The 21,798-nt window shown below is 71.3% G+C and carries 12 protein-coding genes; 9 read left to right on the top strand and 3 right to left on the bottom strand.

The window, feature by feature from the left end; genetic code table 11:
- Positions 1-1,164, top strand: a 1,164-nt coding sequence (locus AOK09_RS18110) for an N-acetylglutaminylglutamine amidotransferase (protein WP_107101367.1), incomplete at its 5' end; no start/stop codon positions are given.
- Positions 1,137-3,362: a prolyl oligopeptidase family serine peptidase gene (locus AOK09_RS18105; protein WP_055588247.1), complete on the top strand. Its 2,226-nt coding sequence runs from the start codon at positions 1,137-1,139 to the stop codon at positions 3,360-3,362. The genes AOK09_RS18110 and AOK09_RS18105, both read left to right, overlap by 28 nt.
- Positions 3,363-3,519: 157 nt before the next feature.
- Here AOK09_RS18105 and AOK09_RS18100 read toward each other — a convergent pair whose 3' ends face one another.
- Positions 3,520-4,107 (bottom strand): PadR family transcriptional regulator, encoded by a 588-nt coding sequence (locus tag AOK09_RS18100; RefSeq protein WP_055588246.1) that lies wholly within the window; start codon positions 4,105-4,107, stop codon positions 3,520-3,522.
- 89 nt (positions 4,108-4,196) lie between these two features.
- On the opposite strand from AOK09_RS18100, the gene AOK09_RS18095 reads away from it, so the two are divergent.
- The 3 genes from AOK09_RS18095 (at position 4,197) to AOK09_RS18085 (ending at position 9,091) form a co-directional block, all read left to right on the top strand.
- Positions 4,197-4,895 (top strand): ABC transporter ATP-binding protein, encoded by a 699-nt coding sequence (locus AOK09_RS18095; protein WP_055588245.1) that lies wholly within the window; start codon positions 4,197-4,199, stop codon positions 4,893-4,895.
- 5 nt (positions 4,896-4,900) lie between these two features.
- On the top strand, positions 4,901-7,696 hold the full coding sequence (locus AOK09_RS18090; protein ID WP_055588244.1) for an FtsX-like permease family protein: 2,796 nt from the start codon (positions 4,901-4,903) through the stop codon (positions 7,694-7,696).
- 186 nt (positions 7,697-7,882) lie between these two features.
- Complete coding sequence (locus AOK09_RS18085; RefSeq protein WP_055588243.1) at positions 7,883-9,091, top strand: acyl-CoA dehydrogenase family protein; 1,209 nt, start codon at positions 7,883-7,885, stop codon at positions 9,089-9,091.
- 348 nt (positions 9,092-9,439) lie between these two features.
- On the opposite strand, the gene AOK09_RS18080 is transcribed toward AOK09_RS18085, so the two are convergent.
- Both AOK09_RS18080 and AOK09_RS40185 read right to left on the bottom strand, forming a co-directional pair.
- Positions 9,440-10,282: a helix-turn-helix domain-containing protein gene (locus AOK09_RS18080; RefSeq protein ID WP_169797042.1), complete on the bottom strand. Its 843-nt coding sequence runs from the start codon at positions 10,280-10,282 to the stop codon at positions 9,440-9,442.
- A 1,122-nt stretch (positions 10,283-11,404) separates the two neighbouring features.
- A complete protein-coding gene (locus AOK09_RS40185) occupies positions 11,405-11,548 on the bottom strand; it encodes a hypothetical protein (RefSeq protein ID WP_157875938.1) in 144 nt (47 codons plus the stop codon).
- 653 nt (positions 11,549-12,201) lie between these two features.
- Between AOK09_RS40185 and AOK09_RS18075 the strand changes: the two genes are divergently transcribed.
- The 4 genes from AOK09_RS18075 to AOK09_RS18060 all read left to right on the top strand — a co-directional run bounded on the left by AOK09_RS18075 (position 12,202) and on the right by AOK09_RS18060 (position 21,577).
- Positions 12,202-14,859 carry an outer membrane protein assembly factor BamB family protein gene (locus tag AOK09_RS18075; RefSeq protein ID WP_055588241.1) on the top strand — a complete coding sequence of 886 codons (2,658 nt, stop codon included), beginning with the start codon at positions 12,202-12,204 and terminating at the stop codon, positions 14,857-14,859.
- A 324-nt stretch (positions 14,860-15,183) separates the two neighbouring features.
- A complete protein-coding gene (locus tag AOK09_RS18070; RefSeq protein ID WP_245687345.1) occupies positions 15,184-16,248 on the top strand; it encodes an MsnO8 family LLM class oxidoreductase in 1,065 nt (354 codons plus the stop codon).
- A 439-nt stretch (positions 16,249-16,687) separates the two neighbouring features.
- Complete coding sequence (locus tag AOK09_RS18065) at positions 16,688-20,773, top strand: discoidin domain-containing protein (RefSeq protein WP_055588240.1); 4,086 nt, start codon at positions 16,688-16,690, stop codon at positions 20,771-20,773.
- A gap of 438 nt (positions 20,774-21,211) precedes the next feature.
- Positions 21,212-21,577, top strand: a complete 366-nt coding sequence (locus AOK09_RS18060) for a hypothetical protein (protein ID WP_063795994.1) — start codon at positions 21,212-21,214, stop codon at positions 21,575-21,577.
- The last annotated feature ends 221 nt before the right edge of the window (positions 21,578-21,798 follow it).

Genomic DNA, 21,798 nt, shown 5'->3' with positions numbered 1-21,798 from the left:
GTGCGGGTGGTGGAGCCGGACGGCCGCCACCAGGACCATCTGTACTGGAAGCCCTCCTATGTGCGCAGCCCCGAGCACCGGGGTATGGACGCGGCCGACTGGAGCGAGGCGGTGCTGGAGGCCCTCCGTACCGCCGTCCGCCGCCGTATGGTCGGCGACGTGCCGGTGGGGGTCCTGCTCTCGGGCGGTCTGGACTCCAGTCTGATCGTGGCGCTGCTGGCCGAGGAGGGACAGGAGAACCTGCTGACGTACAGCGTCGGTTTCGAGACCGAGGGGTGCGAGCAGGGCGACGAGTTCTTCTACTCCGACCTGGTGGCGAAACGGTTCGCCACCGAGCACCACCAGCTCATGGTCCCCTCCGACCGGCTGGCCACCGCCGTCGACGGCGCCGTGGCCGCGATGAGCGAGCCCATGGTCAGCCATGACGCGGTCGCCTTCCACCTTCTCTCCGAGCAGGTCGTCAAGGAGGTGAAGGTCGTCCAGAGCGGGCAGGGCGCCGACGAGGTCTTCGCGGGCTACCACTGGTACCCCGACCTGGCGGCGGTGGAGCGCGAGCGGGCGTCCGAGCGGTACGCCGAGGTGTACTTCGACCGGCCGCACGCCGACCTGGCCCGGATGCTGCAACCGGACATGCTGGTCGCCCAGGACGCGTCCGCCGCCCTGGTGAACGAGCAGATGGCCGCCGACGGCGCCGAGACGGCGCTGGATGCGGCGCTGCGCCTGGACACCCACGTCATGCTGGCCGACGACCCGGTCAAACGGGTCGACAACATGACCATGGACTGGGGTCTGGAGGCACGCGTCCCGTTCCTCGACCATGAGCTGGTCGAGCTGGCGGCCGCCTGCCCTCCGGAGTTCAAGCTCGCCCAGGCAGGCAAGGGCGTGCTCAAGGACGCGGGCCGCCGCCTGCTGCCGCGCGAGGTCATCGACCGGCCCAAGGGCTACTTCCCCGTCCCGGCCGTCCGCCACATGGCCGGACCGGTCCTCGGCCGGGTCCGTGAGGCGCTCTCCGCCCCCGAGGCCCGCAACCGGGGCCTGTTCCGCGAGGAGTACGTGGCCGAGCTCCTGTCCGCACCTCGGGACCACCGCACCAGGCGCGGGGCGAACGCCCTGTGGCAGATCGCTGTGCTGGAGATATGGCTGCAGACACACGGAATCAGCTGACCGCGGACCTGAGCGGGCGGGCGCCGCAGACCGCCGCCGCGCCCTCCGCTCCCCCGGTCACGCCCTCGCCGGGCCCCCTCCCCGGGGTGCCCGCGGCGCCCGTCGCGGTGCCGCTGCCCGATGCGCAGGGCTTGGGGGACGCCCACGACCCGGTGCCGGCCCACGGCTGCTGGTACCCCTCCGCGGACCCCTCCGGTGTGCACCTGGCCTTCATCTGCAACCGCGGCGGCGTACCGCAGCTGTGGACGGGACCCGTCAACGGCGGAGAGTCCCATCTGCTCGACTCCGGGCCCGACCCGGTGCGGGAGGTGTCCTGGTCACCGGACGGCCGCTGGATCGCGTACACCACCGCTCCGGGCGGCGGCGAGCACACCAGGGTGCTGTGTGTCCACCCCGACGGCACCGGCAGGCGGATCCTGGGCGGCGCCGAGCCCGGAACCACCGCCTACCTGGGCCGCTGGGCACCCGACGGGACGGCCGTGGCCGTCACCGTCGCCCCGGCCGCCGGGCCCGGCGCCCCAGGGCCGGACGGCGCAGCCGTGACGGTCGCCGAGGAGCCGCTCACCACCTTCCCGGGCACCGGGTCCCGCCCCCCGGGGTGGGACTGCCGGGACGGCCCTGCCGTGCTGCTCGGCGGCGCCCCGTGGGAGGGCGCCGGGCCCGTGCCGTCCGCGCCGGGAGAGCGTCTGCAGATCCCGGCCCCGGCCCTGACGCCGCTCCCCGCCGCCGGCTCGTCCCCCGGGGGACTGGCCGCCTATCTGGTCGACCCGGACGGGGTCTCGTCGCCCGTCCTGCTGGCCGCCGAGGTGGGGGCGGCGGTGCTGCGGGTCTGCGACCTCACCTCCGACAGCCGGTTCGCCCTGCTGCTGCACGGCCCGCGTGGCCGGCGCGAGGCGGTGGTGGTGCGCACCGCGGGTCTGGAGGCGGCCTGCACGGTGCCGGTGGCCGACGGTGACCCCTGGATCGGCCGCTTCTCCCCGGACGGCCGCCGGGTGTGGCTGCGCAGCGACACCGGCCGGGAGTTCGCCGCCCTGCTCACCGCCGACCTGGGGCCGGAGGGGGAATGCCGGGGCCTGTCCGTGGCGGCCGGGCGCGACGACGCGGACCTGGAACTGCTGTCCTTCACCCAGGACGGCCGGTCGGCGGCCCTCGCCTGGAACGTCGGCGGCCGCACCGAGCTGGAGGTCGTCGACCTGCCCGGCGCCGGACAGGCCGGCCCGCTGGGGCCGGCCCGCACCGTGGAACTGCCGCACGAGGTGGTCACCCGGATCAACCCGGCGGGGCCCGGCGGCGGGCTGACGCTGGCCCTGTCCGGATCCGTACGCCGCCCCGGCGTGTGGTGGACGAGTGCCGACACCGCTCCCGTCCGCACCACCTGGTCGTCACGCGACCAGGACGCGGTGGCTCCCGGACGCCCGCCGGTGCGGCCCGACCTGCTGCGGCTGCGCGCCCGCGACGGCCTGCCGCTGGGCGGCTGGTACTACCGCGCGCCGGGCGGCGGACCGGAGCGTCCGGCCCCCTGCGTGATCCACCTGCACGGCGGCCCCGAGGACCAGGAACGGCCGGTGTTCGACCCCCTGTACCACGAGATCCTGGGCCGGGGCATCGACGTCTTCGCCCCGGATGTGCGCGGCTCCTCGGGGTGGGGGCGGTCGTTCATGGACGCCGACCTGGGGGGCGGCCGGTTCTCCGCCATCGACGACGTCGCCGACTGCGCCGCCCACGCCGTCCAGACGGGGCTCGCCGATCCGGGCAGGCTGGCGGTGATGGGCCGCTCCTACGGCGGCTATCTGACGCTGGCCTCCCTGGTGTGGCATCCGGAGCTGTTCCGTACCGGGGTCAGCGTCTGCGGCATGTCGGACCTGCTGACCTTCTTCGCCGGGACGGAACCCTGGATCGCCGAGTCGGCCGCCGCCAAGTACGGCCACCCCGAGCGCGACCGGGACCTGCTGCACGCCCTGTCGCCGATGAGCCGTGTGGCGGCCCTGCGGGTCCCGCTGCTGACCGTCCACGGCGAGCACGACACCAACGTTCCGCCCGGCGAGTCCGAGCAGATCGTCCGCGCGGCGCGTGAACGCGGCATCCCCGCCGAACTCCTGGTCCTGCGTGAGGAGGGACACGAGTTCCTGCGCACCGGCAACCGGGTCCTGTTCCGCCGGACCGCGGCGGACTGGCTGGAGGACCACCTCACCGGCTGAGCCCGGGGCCGCGCCGGGCACGTCACGGGCACGCGGGGTGGGGCCGGACCGCAGAGATGTGGAAGGCGCTCGGGCCGCCAGGCTGTCCGCCTTGCCCCGGCTGCGGAAGGCCGCCTCTCGGCCCGGCGTCGTGCCGGTGCGGCCCCCGTCGTCCCGGCTACCTCGCGACGCGCTCCTGGTCCTCCTCGGCCGGGGTCGTGACGGCGGTGGCGTCCGCCCGGGCGCGGGTGAGCGGCGCGAGGCGGCCGGTGGCACTGTCGACCAGCTCCAGGTCGGCCTTGGTGTGGGCGATGGCCGCGTCGATGAGCAGCGCCACCAGCGGGTCGTCGGCGTGGCCGCGCCGCAGCCGGGTGAGGCCTGCCAGCTCGGAGAGGTAGGTCTGGCGCTGGGCCGCCACCAGCGTCTCCAGCTCCTCGGGGCCGATGGAGGCCGCTCCGAGGAGCTTGAGGAACAGCTCGTCACGGAATCCGCCGGTGCGGGTCCAGGCGGTGGTGGCCCAGGAGCGCAGCTCCCCCTGGCCGTTGGGGGTGAGGGTGTACCGGGTCTTGTCGGGGCGGTCCGACTGCGTCACATGCGAGCGGGTGACGAAGCCGTCGCGGACCAGGCGGTCCAGGATCTGGTACAGATGCCCGATGTTGAGGCCGCCCCACTGGGGGCCGATCGCGGCCTCGAAGCGCCCCTTGAGCTCGTATCCGTGGCTTGGGCCGTCGGACAGCAGCGCGAGCACTGCGTGATGCAACGGCATGTCAGGCCCCCTTTGTATTGCGACACTCTAGCTGTGTATTGTCACAATGTACTGCAGCATTGTGACAATGTAGACAGGGCGGGAACGGCATGGGCGTGACCTTGCGGGGGGTGACCCGGCAGTACCCGGGCATCAGGGCACTCGACGGCATCGACCTGGCCATCGAGGACGGTGTCTCCGTGGCGCTCACCGGACCGTCAGGAGCAGGCAAGTCCACCGTGCTGCACCTGATCGGCGGCATGGACCGGCCGGACTCCGGCACCGTGGAGATCGACGGGACGGAGCTGACCCCCGGCCGGCTGGACGCGCACCGCCGCCGGATCGGCTTCGTCTTCCAGCGCTTCCACCTGCTGCCGGCGCTGACGGTACTGGACAACGTCGTCGCGCCCGTACTCCCCCGCCGGGTGGACTTCGACCGCAAGGCCCGCGCGATGGAACTGCTGGAGGGCGTCGGCCTGGCGAACCGGGCCGGCGCGCTCCCCTCCGAGCTCTCCGGCGGCCAGCAGCAGCGGGTCGCCGTCGCCCGTGCGCTGATCAACCTCCCGGGCCTGCTCCTCGCGGACGAGCCCACCGGCAACCTGGACAGCACCACCGGACGGGAGATCATCGATTTGCTGCTCACCCTGAGCGAGCGGTACGGCATGACGATGCTGATCGCCACGCACGACGCCGAGGTGGCCGCCAACTGCGACCGGGTCGTACGGCTGCACGACGGACGGATCGTCTCCGACCAGCAGGTGACGCCCGCGGCCGACGTGCTCGACCGGCTCGGGGGGCTCCGTCCGTGATCGCGATGATCCTCTCCCAGTTGCGCCGGCAGCGCGCCCGCGCGCTGGCCCTGACCGCCGGCATCCTGGTGGCGGCCACCAGTTTCACTCTGCTCACCTCGACGGTGACGACCAGTCAGGCCCGCACCACCGAGACCGTGCGGGCGAACGCCCGCTCCGCCTACGACGTCCTGGTCCGCCCGAAGGGCAGCCAGACCGAGGTGGAGAAGACCGACGGCCTGGTCGAAGCGAACTTCCTGTCCGGCATCTTCGGCGGGATCACCCTGGGCCAGTACGGCGCGATCAAGAAGATCCCCGGGGTGGAGATCGCCGCCCCGGTGGCCAACGTCGGCTATCTGATGGTCCAGGGCAAGATCAAGCTCGACCTCTCCCCCTTCCTCGCCGGCGGCTCGTCCGCCCAGATGCTCCGGATCAGGCCGACGCTGACGGCCGGGCCCAACCACTACCAGGCCGCCGACCAGTACCTCTATCTGAGCCGCAACCCCATCAAGGAGGCCACGGCCTACACCGACACCACCTTCGACGGGCTGCAGCAGGAGCAGGTGGGCCATAAGAAATATCCGGTGTGCTGGTACTACAACAACAACAAGACCGAGTACCACACCCAGCTGGGCGACAACAGCACCCTCGTGCCCCTGCAGCCCACCCTCATACCGGAGGACCGGCGCAACGAATCGCCCTTCGACCCGGACATGAACTCCTGGCTGACCTGCAAGCCGGGACGGAACAACGCCGAGGTCGAGATCCCCGTCAACTACCCGGTGCTCCTCTCGGCTGTGGACCCCACCGCCGAGAACCAGCTGGTGGGACTCGACCAGGCCGTCACCTCCGGACGGATGCTCAGCGAGCGCGACCAGCCGCAGTGGAACCGCAAGGAGAACTGGTCGGACAAGCCGTACTGGAAGGTCCCCGTCGTCCTCAGCGACCAGACCCTCACCGCGGGCACCTTCAACGCGACCGTCGAACAGCTCGACACCGGCGACCCCGCCGCGCTGCCCGCGAAGCTCGGCAGCCCCGCCGCCCATGACTTCGTCAACGCGCTGCCCGGCACGTCCGTCGGACACGTCAGCGCCGACCTCGCCAACTCCTTTCCCGACACCTCCCTCTTCGCCCCCTTGTTGGACAGCTACTGGACGGTCGGGCCCGTCGACTACCGCCACACCGAGGACGGCCTCACCCCGCAGTCCCTCCCCAAGCAGTCGCCCGAAGTCTGGCGCACCAACCGGGAGCGCCAGTTCGTGGACCTGGTTCCGGAGGAGAACACCGGCACCCAGTTCCGCAAGGTCGTGAGCCACCCGGGTACTGCCTGCTGGGGCACCCTGGACTGCCCGAACGAGGACTACGGGCGGACCCCCATCCCCTATCTCACGCCCGTCGGCCGTTTCGACGCCGCCAAGCTCCCCGGCTTCTCCACGCTCTCCGTAGTCCCCCTGGAGACCTACCGTTCCCCCCAGGTCACCGGCGCCGACGCGGCCGCACGCAAGGCCCTGCACGACAAGCCGCTCGCCCCGGACCGCAACCTCGGCGGCTACCTCACCCCGCCGCCGACCATGCTCACCACGCTCGACTCGCTCCGCGTCCTCACCCAGAGCCGGCGCCAGCCCACCGTGCAGGACAAGGCCCCGGTCAGCGCGATCCGCATCCGGGTCGCCGGAGTCACCGGCGTCGACCCCGCCTCCCAGGCCCGGGTCAACGCCGTCGCCGGCCGCATCCGCACCACCTACCCGGGGCTCCAGGTGGACATCACCGTCGGCAGCTCACCGGCACCGCAGACCATCGCACTGCCCTCGGTGAAGGTGCAGGAGTACTGGACCGCCAAGGGCGTGGCCCTGCGCATCCTCAAGGCCGTCGACACCAAGAGCGCCGTGCTCTTCGTCCTGGTCCTGGTGGTCTGCGGACTCTTCCTCGCCCAGGCCGCCCTGGCCTCGGTGCGCTCACGCCGCACCGAGATCGGAACGCTGCGCTGCATGGGCTGGACGGCGTCGGAGGTGCTGCGGCTGGTCCTCGGCGAACTGGCCGTCATCGGCCTCGCCGCGGGCGCGGCCGGGGCAGTCCTCGCGTTCGTCCTGGGCTGGGCACTGGACCTGCCACACGCGGCGCTGAAGGCCGCGGCGGTACTGCCGGTCGCCCTGCTGCTGGCACTCGCCGCCGGTGTGGTCCCCGCCTGGCGTGCCACCCGCCTGCGACCGCTGGACGCCATCAGGCCCCCCGTGGTCGCGACCGGACGTGCCGCGCCGGTACGCACCGTCCTCGGCCTCTCGGTGCGCAACCTGCTGCGGGTGCCGGGCCGCACGGTCCTGGGTGCGGCCGGACTCGCGCTCGGTGTCGCGGCGTTCACCGTGCTCCTCGCGCTGACGCTCGCCTTCCGCGGCGAAGTCGCCGGTTCCCTGCTGGGCAACGCCGTCGTCGCGCAGGCGCGCACCGCGGACTATCTGAGCGTCGCCCTGTCGCTGCTCCTCGGCGCGGCCGGAGCCGTCGACGTGCTGGTGCTCTCCCAGCGGGAGCGCGCCGCCGACCTGGCCGTCCTGCGCGCCACCGGCTGGACCGGCGCCGAACTCGCCCGGCTGACCGCGTACGAAGGCGTCCTGCTCGCCCTGCTGGGAAGCCTCACCGGGGCGCTGGCCGGGCTGGGACTGGTCCTCGGCATCGGCCGCGGGGTGCTGCATGGACACCTGCTCGCGGTGGGCGGTGCCGCGCTGCTGGCCACCGCCGCCGCCGTCGTCCTGGTCAGCGCGGCCCTGGCGTTCCCCATCCGCGCCCACTCCCGGATCGCCCCCGCCCATCTGCTGGCGGCGGACTGACGGCGGCGCGGGACCCGCACACGCACATCCCCGCCACGTCCGGGATTCCCCCCGGCTCGGCACGGAGGTACATGGCCCTGGCGCGGAAGTTCTATGACGAGACCTGGTAGGGGCTGAGGATCCACATATCAGGGGCATGCCTGTCGCCGGTGTGTCGTCCGGAGCACGAGGAACGGAGCCGTCAGGATGAGCGATGTGCGGTCGGGGGATGACGACGACCCCGGACAGCGACGCAGGCTGGTCGCCGCAGCCGCTGAGCTGGTGCCCACCCTGGAGCGCTGCGCGGCCGAGGGAGAGCGGTTGCGCCGCCTCCCCGACGAGACGGTGACGGTGCTGCGCGACGCGGGCATGTTCCGGCTGGCCGTGCCTCCCGCCTACGGAGGACATGGCGCCGGTATGCGCACGATCGTGGAGGTCACGGCGGAGCTGGCCCGCGGTGACGCGGCGGCGGCCTGGGTGGCCATGGTGATGACCGGCGGCGCCTACGCCGCGGGTCTGCTGGACGACCAGGGCCGGGACGAGATCTGGGGCAGCGTGCCGGACGCCGCGATCGCCACGTCCCTGACCCCGGCGGGGACGGCACGGCCGACCGGGGACGGCGGCCTGGTGATCTCCGGCCGTTGGGCGTGGGCCTCGGGAGCGGACGCGGCCGACTGGGCCGCCTTGTCCGTTCCGGTGCTGGACGGGCAGGCCGGTCCGCCGGAGGTCGCAGTCGTTCTGGTGCCGGCCGACCAGCTGGCCGTGGAGGACACCTGGCATGTCGCCGGTATGGCCGGCACCGGCAGCAAGACCTTCGTCTGCGAGGAGGTGCAGGTCCCGCCGAGCCGTGTCCTGTCGCTGGGCGGGATCTTCTCCGGAGCCTACGCGGACCGGCATCCGGAGGAGCGGTTCCTGCGCACACCGCTGTCCGCCCTGAGCGCGCTGCCGCTGGTCGGTCCCATGATCGGTATGACCCGCGCCGCCCTGGACGCCACCCTGGAGACGTCCGGGCGCAAGCCCATGTCACTGAGCTTCTACGAGCGTCTCGCGGACTCCCCGAGTACGCAGCTGGCGCTGGCGGATGCCGCCTCCCTGCTGGACACGGCACTGCTGCACGCCCACCGCGCCGCTGACGACGTGGACCACTCCCTGCGGGAGGGGCGGGCGCTGACGGAGCTGGAGCGGACCCGGGTGCGCATGGACACCGGAGTCGCCGCCACACGGTGCCGGGAGGCGGTGGAACTGCTGCTCTCCGTCACCGGAGCCGGCGCATTCGCCTCGGCGAACTTGCTGCAGAAGATCTGGCGCGACCTGGGAACCGCGTCCCGGCATGCCGCCTGCAACCCCAACCTTGCCCGCGAGCTCTACGGCCGCGCCCTCGTCGGCGCGGACGAACAGCCCTCGTTCCTCGTCTGAGCCCGGCGCGGGAGCCACCCAGTCTCCGCCCGGGGAACACCGTCGTCCGACCACGACGGTGCTCCCCGGGCGGGCAGATCTCCCTCAGCCGACCACGCCACCGGCACACATCAAGGTCCGCCGCACGGAGTACGAAAACCGACCGGCCCGACCCGGCCGCCGACGCGGGACCCGGGCGCCACCCAGTCTCCGCCCGGGGAACACCGTCGTCCGACCCCGACGGTGCTCCCCGGGCGGGCAGATCTCCCTCAGCCGACCACGCCACCGGCACACATCAAGATCCGCCGCACGGGGTACGGGAACCCGACCGGCCCGACCGGGCCGCCGACGCGGGGGCCGCGAATGTGGTCAGCGGATGACCGAACTGGGCGTCTCGCCGAACTGCCGCTTGAAGGCCCGGCTGAAGTGACTCGCGTCGGAGAAGTGCCATCGGGCCGCCACTGCGGACAGGGTGTACCTTCCTCCGAGAGTGCTGAGTTCCTCGCGGGCCCGCTCCAGACGGCGCCGCCGCGCATAGGCCATCAGGGATTCGTCGGAATCGGCGAACGCCCGGTGCAGTGTGCGCACCGAGACCGACAGGGCCCTCGCTATTTCGGCGGGAGACAGGTCGGGGTCCAGAAGTCGGGAATCCACGCAGTGACGGGCGGCTGCCCGCAGCGAGGGACGGAATGCCGGGTCGGCGGAGACCCCCTGCGCCATGATCGTACCGACCAGCAGTTGCAGCACGGATTCCTGGGCGGCGCGGACGCCGGCCGGACTCAATTCCCCGCGCGTCTCGCGAATCAGTTGCAGTTGCCCCATCAGAAGTCGCACCTCGGGTGCGTTCTGGGAGATGAGCGTGAGCGTCGGCAGCTGATCGAGCCCGGCGGCGGCGAGCATCTCGTACGGCAGCAGCATTGAGTGCCCCCGTGTGCCGGGCAGGCAGGAGAACTCCCACGGCAGCTCTGCGTTCCGCACGCTCAGCGTGCCCGGCGCGATCTGGACCGTTCGCCCCGAGGCGGTGAGGCTCAGCCCTCCGGTCTGCATGAGGTTGACCACCAGACGCCGCTGCGTGGCCCCCTTCATTCCCGTTCCCCCGGAGCTTCCCTCCAGAGCGTCGCCGTATTGCTCGCTGATCGAGATGTCACCGATCGACGAGGGCTTGAACCAGCACCGGTAATGCCCCGCCGCATGCCGCTTGGGGATTCGCAAGGAGTGCACATGCCAAAATCCACTGCTGTTCAGATCACGCCAGCGCTGTCTCAGCAACTCGTCACGCTGCGCGTGAGCCGCTGGGACCTGAATATGTATTTCAGGTGAACTGGACATGAGTGGCGAGCTGACGCCCGAGGTTCCTGACGTAGTCACAATCCAAAGTATATATCCTTATCTGAGATGAATTTTGCCTGGTGGGAAGCCCTGCGACGGTGCGGATCATTCCGCGGGACGGCCTCCCAGCCGACGGCCGACACGGTCAGCGGCCGCCGACTCACGGACTCAGGGTCGTGCGCCGCACGACGCGGGCGCTGCAGCCATCCCCTACCTGACCGTCCCGGCACTCCGTGACCGGCCGATCCCCCGCCTCCTCCCGGAATACCAGTGCCGACTACTTGAACCTGCGCGCCATGTCTGCCGGAATTCAAGGAGGACGCATGCCCGCCGACCCGCTTCGCGCCCCGTGCGGCGCCGCGGTTTCCGACTCGAGACCCCACATTCCTCGAAATGATTTCCCACGGTCCCGGGCGGCGATTTAAAGAATGGTCACTTCAGCCTCGGACCACCGCTGACTGAACGGCCCCGCCGTTCCATCACAATGCCCCCCGCGGAACCGGCTCGCCCGCCCCTCCAGGGCCATGGAAGCCACTCCGACAGCACGCTCCCCGGGCGCGGTGAAAAATTCGACACGCCCAGAGATCGCCGCCGGGCCGGCCCCTGGGACTTCGAGCAGAACTTCGCCGACATACGGTTGTTCCACCAGTCTCGGCAGACCGGACGCCGGGTAGGAGTGATTGCTCCGCGCAGCATCGCGGCGGTTCGGGAAAGCAGCAGGCCCTGGAGCCGGCCTTGCGTTGAATATGCGACGGCTCCCCCCGTGAAGCAGTCGGCAACGCCCGTCTCATGCAGTCGCCCCCCACCAGAGGGGATGCACCGTAATATGGCAGGCATAGCCCCTCTCCTCTCATACGGGAGGTGGGTGCCCGACCATCGCGGTCCGACAGCCTCAGCACACAGGTGAAGCGTTGCCGCACCAGGGCGGGGAGCCTCGGGGCCGAGCAGGCGCACGAGCAACGCGGACCGACCCCGGTCCCGCGGTGCAGTGCACGTCATCGCAGGTCATGACAGGTAGATGAGTGGCGCCAGCCGCTGCCGGGCGCCTCCGTCGGCCCCCAGGACGGGCAGCTTCCACTCCCCCGCCGCCGGACCGTTGGAGATGTCGGCGGGCCAGGCGGGTCGCAGCACCGGAAACGAGAACGACACCGCTCCGCTCGCAGCGAAAGTCCGCCATGTCACCGCGCCGGTCCGAGTCACATGTGATCGATCACCCGGCGCATTGGGAAGCCGCGACTCCTTCGCAGGATTCCCCCGCACCTCCGGACCCGGGTCCTCCGCGCCGGATCGCCGAATGCGGCGTCCGGACGCAAGAGACCGGCCGGATCACCCGCCGACGCAGCCCCGGGTCCGCCTCAGGTTCGCAGGGCGGGCAGGGGGCTGAGTGCTGCTCAGGAGAATCGCGGTGAATATGCGCCGAAGCGACCACTCCCATCCGTTCGCAGCAGCCCCCTTGATGCCCCGTCCAAAATTCTCGGATCCATCAGGCGGCACGAACCCCACGCAGGATTCACCCCGCCTGCAATGTGATCAGCGGCCCGGAAACCCGGTCGGCCAGGAAGCGCCCTCCTCCCACGGCCCCGGCACTCACGGACCGTCACCCGGACCTCCCCGAAAAGGAGCCCGCCCCGCCGCTTTCCCTGCGGGCCGACCACCGTATTCCGCATCCTGAAGGTGAACATTCGGCCCGGTGGCGGTGCACCTATGCTCTCGACCGCAAGATCACCAACAATTGGAGATGCTTCCCCATGCCCATATCCCGGATACCCGCCCGCCCCGGGCGAGGTCGGGTGCGTGCCCTCGTGACGGGGCTCGTCCTCGCCGGAGTCACGGCGGCCCTGTCGACCACCGCGGTGGCGGCCCCGGCCGCACCGGCTGTGAGCGCAGCCGCGCCGGTCACCCCCGTGGCCTCCGCGTCGGACTGGCCGTACGCGGGAGGTGACCTCGGCGACACCCACAACGCGGCCGCGGAGCGCACCATCGGCAGCGGCAACGTCGCCGGCCTGCAGACCAAGTGGACCTTCACCACCGGAGCCAGCGTCTCGGCCACGCCTACCGTGGCGGACGGCTATGTGTACGCGCCGGACTGGGCAGGCAACCTCTACAAGGTGCAGGCGACGACCGGGCAGCAGATCTGGAAGCACCAGGTCAGCGACTACACCGGGATCGCCGGGGACATCTCACGGCTCAGCCCCGCCTACTGGAACGGCACGATCGTCACCGGCTCCGGTGAGCAGCGCAACAGCAGCACCGCCGGCGCGTTCCTCTTCGGGATCGACGCCCTGACCGGCAACAGGCTCTGGAAGACCCAGATCGACGCCGACCCGGCGGCCATCGTGACGTCGTCGCCCGTCATCGCCGACGGTGTCGTCTACGTCGGGGTGTCGTCCAAGGCCGAGAAGTTCGCTCCGCCGTACACCTTCCGCGGCAGTGTCGTGGCCCTGGACGCCGTCACCGGCCAGAAGCTGTGGAAGACGTACGTGGTACCGGAGGGCTACACCGGCGGCGCCGTCTGGGGCAGCAACCCGGTGGTCAACCCGAAGACCGGCCTGGTGTACGTCGGCACGGGCAACAACTACACCGTGCCGCCCGGTGTCTGCACCTCGCCCGACGAGACCGGCTGCGACCCCGGGGCGGAGGACAACTACCAGGACGCCATCGTCGCCTTCGACATGCACACCGGCGCGATCGTCTGGGCCACCAAGACCCTGACCGCCGACACCTGGACCGTCGGCCAGCGGTTCGGTGACGACTTCGACTTCGGCGCTGGGCCCAACCTCTTTACCACCACCGTCAACGGCAAGGCCACGGACCTGCTCGGCATCGGCCAGAAGAGCGGCGTCTACTGGACGCTCGACCCGGCCACCGGAAAGATCGTCTGGGCCACCGCGGTGGGCCCCGGCGGCAACCTCGGCGGCCTCCAGTGGGGCTCCGCCGTCGACGGCAAGCGCATCTACGTCGCCAACACCAACACCAACCACCTGCCCGTGCAGCTCACCTCCGCGACCGGGGAGACGTCGACCACCACGGGCGGTTTCTGGGCCGCCCTGGAGCCGGCCACGGGGAAGATCCTCTGGGAGACCGCGACGCCCGGCTCGGCGTCCCCCATGTCCTTCGTGTCCAGCGCGAACGGCGTCGTCTACGGCGGATCCACCAACCCGGCCGGCAACAACATGTACGCCCTCGACGCTGCCACCGGCGCCGTCAAGTGGGGCTTCCCCAGCGGGGGCGCGGTCCTCGGCGGCGCGTCTATCGTGGACGGTTCGGTGTACTGGGGCTCCGGCTACCACACCCAGAACCTCGGCCCGTTCTTCCCGGCCAACGGTGACAACAACAAGCTCTACGCCTTCTCCCTGCCGCAGTCCCTGCCGCAGACGGTCTATGTCTCGCCGACCGCGGCCACGTCCGCAGCGGGCACCAGCTGCAGCACCCCCACGTTCAGGTCGATCAACGCGGCGATCCGGGGGGTGGCGGCCGGTGGTCGAGTCGTCGTCTGCGACGGCACGTTCCGCGAGGACGTCTCGGTCACCAAGCCGCTGAGTCTGGAGGCACGCTCGAACGTCACCGTCGACGCCACCGGCCTGGTCAACGGCATCGAGATCAGCGCTTCCGACGTCACGGTGACCGGCTTCACCGTGAAGAACGCCGTCGGCGAGGGGATCCTGGTCAACAGCGTGAAGAACGTGACCATCGCCAACACCATCGTCTCGGACAACAACACCGGCACCGGCCCGAACGCCGTCGCCAACGCCTACCCCCCGTGCAAGGGGGCCGAGGGCGAGCCCGGTGACTGCGGCGGAGGCATCCACCTGCTGGGCAGCTCCAACGTCACCGTGACCGCCGGAACCGTCAGCGGCAACAGCACCGGGATCCTCATCAGCGACGAGACCGGTCCCGCGTCGGGCAGCACCTTCACGGGGAACTCCGTACACGGCAACGCCTCGGGCTCCGGCTTCACCCTGGTCTCGCGCAACGGCGCGGCGGCTCCCGGCGGCGTACGCGCCCCCGGCGCGGGCGGTGTCTTCGGCAACACCATCACCGGCAACAACGTGTTCGACAACGGGCTCGGCGCGGGCGGAGGCGGGGTGACGCTCGCATCGGCCTCCGCCGGAGGCGCGGTCTACGGCAACACCGTGCAGAACAACGTCATGACCGGCAACGGCTGGGCCGCCGTGACCGTGCACGGCAGTGCCTCCGGCTCCGACCTGGGCGGCAACATCGTCCGCAACAACCAGATCGGCACCAACAACACCGTCGGGGACACCCGCACCGGCACCACCGCCGACCTGCAGACCACGGGCGTCCTGGTGAGCACCGTGGACCCGGTGTCCGTCCAGATCACCGGCAACACGATCGCCGGCAACGTCTTCGGCATCTGGACGCACGGCCCCGTCACGGCCACCAACGCCGCCGGCGCCAACACCTTCAGCAACGTCACCACTCCGGTGTCGGCGCACTGATTGGCGCGGAACCGTCACGCCGTCAGGTGATGACCGCGGAACCGCGTCCCGACGGCGGTCGGGACGCGGTTCCGCTTCTCTGGAGCGGAACTGACGCCCCGACAGGGCGTGCTGCAACACAATTCCGGCGCGTCCGCCGGGGCGGGGCCCGGGGTTCCGCGACCCCGGGCCCGCGCCCCGTTCGGCTGGTGCACCCGTCCGGGCGCCCACGGCGTACGGGGGCCGCCTCGGGCGGGCCCGGCCTGCGGGCGGTCCGCAGGAGACCCCACCGGCCGGCCTCACGAGTGACCGGCCGGCACACCGCATCGTTCAAGGAGAGCTTTCGTGGAAGACAGTCAGTACCGACGAAGCGAGGTCCCCTCGGAGAGCGGGACCGGGAAGCCCCCGTCCGGAGCCGGGCTTCTGCCGCCGTTGTCCGTCCTCGAGCTGGCGTTGACGGAGGAGGGCACCAGTGCCCGCGACGCCCTGGCCGCGGTGGTCTCGACCGCGCGGCGGGCAGCTGAGCTGGGATTCCGCCGCGTGTGGGTGGCCGAGCACCACAGGTACCGGCCGGTCGGCAGTGTCGCCCCCTCCGTGCTGGCGGCCCATCTGGCGGCCTCGGCCCCCGGCGTCAGGGTCGGCTCGGGTGGGGTGCTGCTGACGAACCACTCCCCGCTCGCCGTCGCCGAGCAGTTCACCACACTGGCGGCGCTCCATCCCGGCCGCATCGACCTGGGCATCGGCCGCGGTCCGGGCACCGCCGACCTCGACACCATCCGTCTGCTGCGTCGAGGGGCCGATCAGGCGACGGGCCAGGAGTACCGCGCCGACCTGGTCGAGCTGCTGGGGTATCTGGCCCATGCGGACACCCGGCGCGTGCTGCCCGGAGCGGACACACTTCCCGCACCGTGGCTGCTCTCCTCCGGCGCCGCCGGTGCCGAGCTGGCCGCCGAGTTCGGACTGCCGCTGGCCTTCGCCCATCACATCCGGCCGCACAACACGCTGGAGGCGGTGGGTCGTTACCGGGAGCAGTTCAAGGCCTCGCGGTGGTGCGAGCAGCCCCGGGTACTGGTGAGCGTGGAGACGCTCTGCGCCCCCACCGACGCCGAGGTCGCCCGCCTCGGCCGCCCGGCGCTGCTGGTCATGGCTGCGCTTCTGGAGGGCCGTGGCGCGGAGACGCCCCTGCTGTCCCCGGAGAAGGCCGCGGCGGAGCCTCTTGACGAGGCGCTGGCGCACCAGCTCGGCCAGATACGTGCCACTCAGGCGTACGGGACGCCTGACCAGGTGCGCCGACGGCTGTCGGACCTGGCGTCCCAGACCGGGGCGGACGAACTGATGCTGTCGACCCCGGTGTACGCCCCTGAGGACCGGATGCGCTCGCTGTCCCTGATCGCTGCTGCCGGCTCCTGAGTGATCCGTCATCCGAGTGCGCCGCCTCGACCCGGGCCGCTGCAGCGGCGTCCGACGGACAGGCCGGACGCCGCTGCAGCGCACAGAGGTGGTCGGGACGCGGGGAGACCGACGGCGGTGTGAGCAGAAGCAGCAACAGCGGGCCTTTCGCCTGCTGGCACCTGACTTGCGGTCACCAGGAGAGGGACTCACATGCTGTAAGGATGTGGCGCTACGGCCGGACGGACAGGTCCTGCGGCGCCACAGCGACGACTGTGACACCTGCCCGACATGACGTCAATATCTTTTCGTAATTTACGAGAAACATCGCCGAAGTGCACTCCGGCACCTTGACAGTCAGCTGCGCGCGGCGGCAGTGTTCGGCGGGTTGGCAACGTTGTCATCCATCCTGGTCGACCGGCCCGCCCACTCTTGGTCTTCCCCGATCGGAGCCTTGCTCATGACCAACCAGTCCTCTGCCCCCTCACGGCGTACCGTGCTGTCGGCAGGGTCCACGCTGCTGGCCGGGTTCGGCCTCGGCATGGGGCCGCTCGCCTCCGCCGCCTCGGCCTCCGCCTCCGGCCCCGGACACCCCGGGCCGACCACTCCCCCCGCCGAACTCGCCGCGTACCGGCCGGTCTCGGTCTCCTCGACCGACTACGCGCCGACACCTGCCGAGTTCACCGTGGACGCTCTCGCGGTGCCCGGGGTCAAGGGCAGCGGGTGGCGCGCAGCTGCGGGCGACCCCCAGTGGATCAAGGTGGACCTGCAGGCGCTGTGCGAGGTCTCCTCGCTGCGGCTGGTGTTCGAGGCCACCTCGGACGACCCGCCGTTCACCGATTCCCCGTCCGGCAGCCCCCGCGACAACACCACCGGCCAGGAGATCCTCTCCAGTTGCGCCGTGGACTTCGTCATCGAGACCTCACGCGACGGCAAAGCCTGGACGGCGGTGTACCGCACCGACTCGGGCAAGGGCGGCGCGATGGAGATCGCCCTGCCCCAGCCGGTCACTGCGCGCTGGGTGCGCATGACGGTCAACAAGCGCTCCAACACCAACCCGCTCGGTCTCAACGGCTTCCAGGTCTACGGCACCTGCGACACCCGGCGCCCCGAGGTCACCGGGTGGACCGACTGGGGTGTCCGCAAGCGGCACCCGGAGCCGTTGACGGTGGCCGCCGACGGCACCGTCCCCCTGGAGTCCGGCTGGGACCTGACCATGGACGACTGGGCCGGCGCGGACGGCGCCGCGCTGTCCCGTACGGAGCACGACACAAGCCGCTGGCTCCCGGCGACCGTACCCGGTACCGTGCTGACCTCCCTGGTCGACCAGGGCCGTCTGCCCGACCCGGTGGCCGGGTTCAACAACCTCCACGTGCCCGAGGCCCTGTCCCGGCACTCCTGGTGGTACCGGCACGAGTTCACCCTGCCCGCGCGCCTCCGGACCGGCGCGGGCCGGCACGTCTGGCTGGAGTTCGACGGCGTCAACCACGAGGCCGAGGTCTGGTTCAACGGCACCAGGGTCGGCGCCTTCACCAACCCGTTCTCCCGTGCCGCCTACGACGTCACCGAGCTGCTCGCCTCCGGCGGCCAGGCGCTCGCCGTCAGGATCACCCCGATGCCGTTCCCCGGCAGCCCGACCGACAAGGGCCCGGCAGGTCTGGCGTTCGTCGACGCCGGCGCCAACATGATGAACCGCAACTCCCCCACCTACCTGGCCTCCTCGGGCTGGGACTGGATGCCCGCCGTCCGCGACCGCGCCGCCGGCATCTGGAACCACGTCAGGCTGCGCTCCACCGGAGCCGCCGTCATCGGCGACCCGCGCGTGGACACCGTGCTCCCCGAACTGCCCGCCACCAGCACCGCCGAGCTGACCGTGGTGGTCCCGGTGCGCAACGCCGGCAGCACGGCCAAGAGCATCACCGTCACCGCGGCGTTCGACAAGGTCAAGGTCAGCAGGACCGTGACGGTGCCCGCCGGTGACAGCACCGACGTCACCTTCGCCCCCGCCGACCACCCCCAGCTGCGCCTGCGGGACCCCGAGCTGTGGTGGCCCAACGGCTACGGCGAGCCGAACCTGCACGACCTCACGCTGACCGCCTCCGTGGACGGCAGGGAGAGCGACCGCCGCACCACCCGATTCGGCATCCGCCAGTTCGGCTACGAGTACGGGGCCGTGCCGATGACGTTCCGGTGGGGCAGCGACATGTTCACCCAGACCGTGGACCTCCCCCGGCAGAAGGCGCGTTACGTCCGCATCCTGTGCCACACCCGCGCCACCCAGTGGGGCTTCTCGATGTGGAGCCTGTCGGTCCTGAACAGCGCAACTCCCGACGACGACCTGGCCCTCGGCAGGCCGGCGGACGCCTACTCCCACGACGACCCCTCGCACGGGGCCGCCAATGTCACCGACGGCAGCAACGACACCCGCTGGTCGTCCTCCTACGACGACGAGCAGTGGGTCCAGGTGGACCTGGGCTCCTCGGTCTCCTTCGACCGGGTCGCGATCACCTGGGAGCAGGCGTACGCCAAGACGTACACCGTCCAGGTCTCCGACAACGGCGACGACTGGACCGACGTACGGGACGTGGACAACGCCGCCGCGCCGCTGCCGTTCAACACCTCCGGCGCCGCAAGCATGCAGAACGTCGAGTTCGACGCGTTGACCGCGCGGCACATACGGGTGTTCTGCCGGACCCGCGCCACCGGGTGGGGCTTCTCGATGTGGGAGCTGGCGGTCGCCGACAGCGCCCGACCGGGCACCAACCTGGCGCTGCACAAGACCGCCCACGCCTCCACCGAGGGCGAGGGGACGGTGGCCGGCAACGCTGTGGACGGCGACGTCAACACCCGCTGGACATCGGCCTACGAGGACGACAGCTGGATCGCCTTCGACCTCGGCGCACCCGAGCGTTTCGACCGGGTGGCGATCACCTGGGAGCAGGCGTACGCGAAGACCTACACCATCCAGGTCTCCGACAACGGCACCGACTGGACCGACGTCAAGTCGGTCGACAACTCCATCGCGCCGCTGAAGATCAGCGTCAACGGCGTCCGGGTGTTCTGCCGCGGCGGCAACTGGGGCTGGGACGAACTGCTGCGCCGGATGCCGGCGACGCGCATGGACACGGCCGTGCGGATGCACCGCGACATGAACTTCACGATGATCCGCAACTGGGTCGGATGCAGCAACCGCGAGGAGTTCTACGCCAGTTGCGACGAGCACGGCCTGCTGGTGTGGAACGACTTCCCCAACGCCTGGGGCATGGACCCGCCGGACCACGACGCCTTCAACGCCACCGCGCGGGATGTGGTGCTCCGCTACCGCATCCACCCGAGCGTGGTCGTGTGGTGCGGCGCCAACGAGGGCAACCCGCCCGCCGCGATCGACGACGGCATGCGCGACGCGGTCCGCTCCGGGGCGCCGGGCGTGCTGTACCAGAACAACTCGGCGGACGGCATCGTCACCGGCGGCGGCCCCTACGGCTGGGTGGAGCCGGACAAGTACTTCTCCGCGGCCACCTACGGCAGCAAGAACTACGGCTTCCACACCGAGATCGGCATGCCGGTGGTGTCCACGGCCGAGACCGTGCGGCGGCTGGTCGGCGACGAGCCCGAGTGGCCGATCGGCGGCGCCTGGTACTACCACGACTGGAGCACCAGGGGGAACCAGGCCCCGCAGAACTACCGCGCCGCCATCGAGTCCCGGCTCGGCGCGGCGAAGGACCTGGACGACTTCTGCCGCAAGGCGCAGTTCCTCAACTACGAGAACCACCGCGCCATGTTCGAGGCCTGGAACGCCAACCTCTGGGACGACGCGAGCGCGCTGCTGCTGTGGATGTCCCACCCGGCCTGGTACAGCACGGTCTGGCAGACGTACGACTACGACTTCGACGTCAACGGCGCCTACTACGGCTCCCGCAAGGCCTCCGAGCCCGTACACGTCCAGGCCGGCCCGGTCGACGGGCAGGTCATCGCCGTCAACCACACCCCGCAGCCGATCCGCCGGGCCACGGTGACCGCCCGCTGGTACGACCTCGACGGCCGCCGGGTGGCCGACGAGCAGAGCGCCACCGTGGACATCGCGGCATCCGCGACCGCGCGGGCCTTCACCGCCGACCCGAAGGGGCCCCTGCCCGGCCTGTACCTGCTGCGCCTGCAGCTCACGGACGAGCACGGCAAGGCGCTCGCGGAGAACACCTACTGGCGGTACCGGACCCCCGAGGACATGCAGGCGCTCAACGCGGTCCGGCAGAGCAGGGTCTCGCTCGACGTCACCGGTTCGACGGGCGGGGCCGGCGGGCGGCGCGCACTGACCGCCAAGGTGACCAACCGCGGCTCGTCGGTGGCGGCGATGGTGCGCCTGTCCCTGGTGGACACGGAGTCCGGGGACCGGGTGCTGCCCGCCGAGTACGGCGACAACTACCTGTGGCTGCTGCCCGGCGAGTCCAGGACGGTCACCGTGTCCTGGCCCGACCACGCACACGCGGGCCGGCCGGGGCTCAGGGCCGAGGGCTACAACGTGCCCGAGGTGACGGGCCGGGCGTAGCGGAGTCGCCCGGCTGGGCACGACTGGGAGCGCAGGCCGGTCCTGGACGCCGGACGGTCGGTGCGGGGTGCCGTCTCACCCACACCGACCGTCCTGCGAAGCCCGGACGCGCGGTCCGAGAGCATCACGACTCACACGGAAGACGGCCGTCGCCCGGGACATGGCACCGGCGTCCGCGGAGCCCCCCGGGCTGCGCGGACGCCGGTGCCGTCAGCGGTTCCGGCGAGCTCGCGAGGCGACCGCCTCGCCCGACACGGCCGCCTCGTCCCCCGCCGTCGACAGCTCGGTAGTCGTCACCGACGGCACCGCATAGGCTGCGCAGAAACCAGGTCGAAGCAGCCGGACTGTCACCAGAGAGGCGCTGGAGTTGTCACACACAGCCGATCACTGGTCTCCCTGTCGCCGGGGCGCACTGTGACTCGGGACGACCTCATCGCCATGCTCCTCGAACGGACTCCGGCGTGCGGGCCCGCACGTGACGCCTTGATCGCCGGGGCTGACTTCGTCGTCTGGGACGGCCTGGTGCCGGCCAACCAGCACGCGGGCGTCTTCCGGCGTCGAATGCACAACTCCCTGAAGCGCGGCCACACGATCGATGGCCTGGCCGACAGCGTCGACATCCTTCGGCGAGCCGGGGAAGAGCCGCTTCGTACCGGATCCATCAACGCGGTCGACAGGTCATCCTGGTTCACGATCTTCCTGAACTTCGCGGCGACAGAAGTGGTGGCCTGCTGCGGCGGACGCCGACCCACCACCACGGGGTCGGCCGGCACCCCCGAGTCCGGCACCCAACCTCGCGGGTGACAGCAAACCTGGCTGTGTGACAACGATCGCGCTCCGGCGCACCAAGACCACCCCTTGATCCGATCGAATACCCGCCTAGGACGTGTGCGCCGCCCGCCGGGCCGTGCCGGATCGGCTTTCCGGCCGGCCTGGGGGTGCGGGTTCGATCCGCTGTGAGCGGATGCCGTCGGCGGTGTCGGGCCCGTCGGCGCGCCCGCTGTCGATAGTGCGGGCGCGCCGAC

It is taken from the genome of Peterkaempfera griseoplana (assembly GCF_001418575.1).
Classification (GTDB): domain Bacteria; phylum Actinomycetota; class Actinomycetes; order Streptomycetales; family Streptomycetaceae; genus Peterkaempfera; species Peterkaempfera griseoplana.
The sequence above is the reverse complement of the archived record's forward strand: the minus strand, read 5'-3'. Positions and strand labels throughout refer to the sequence as shown.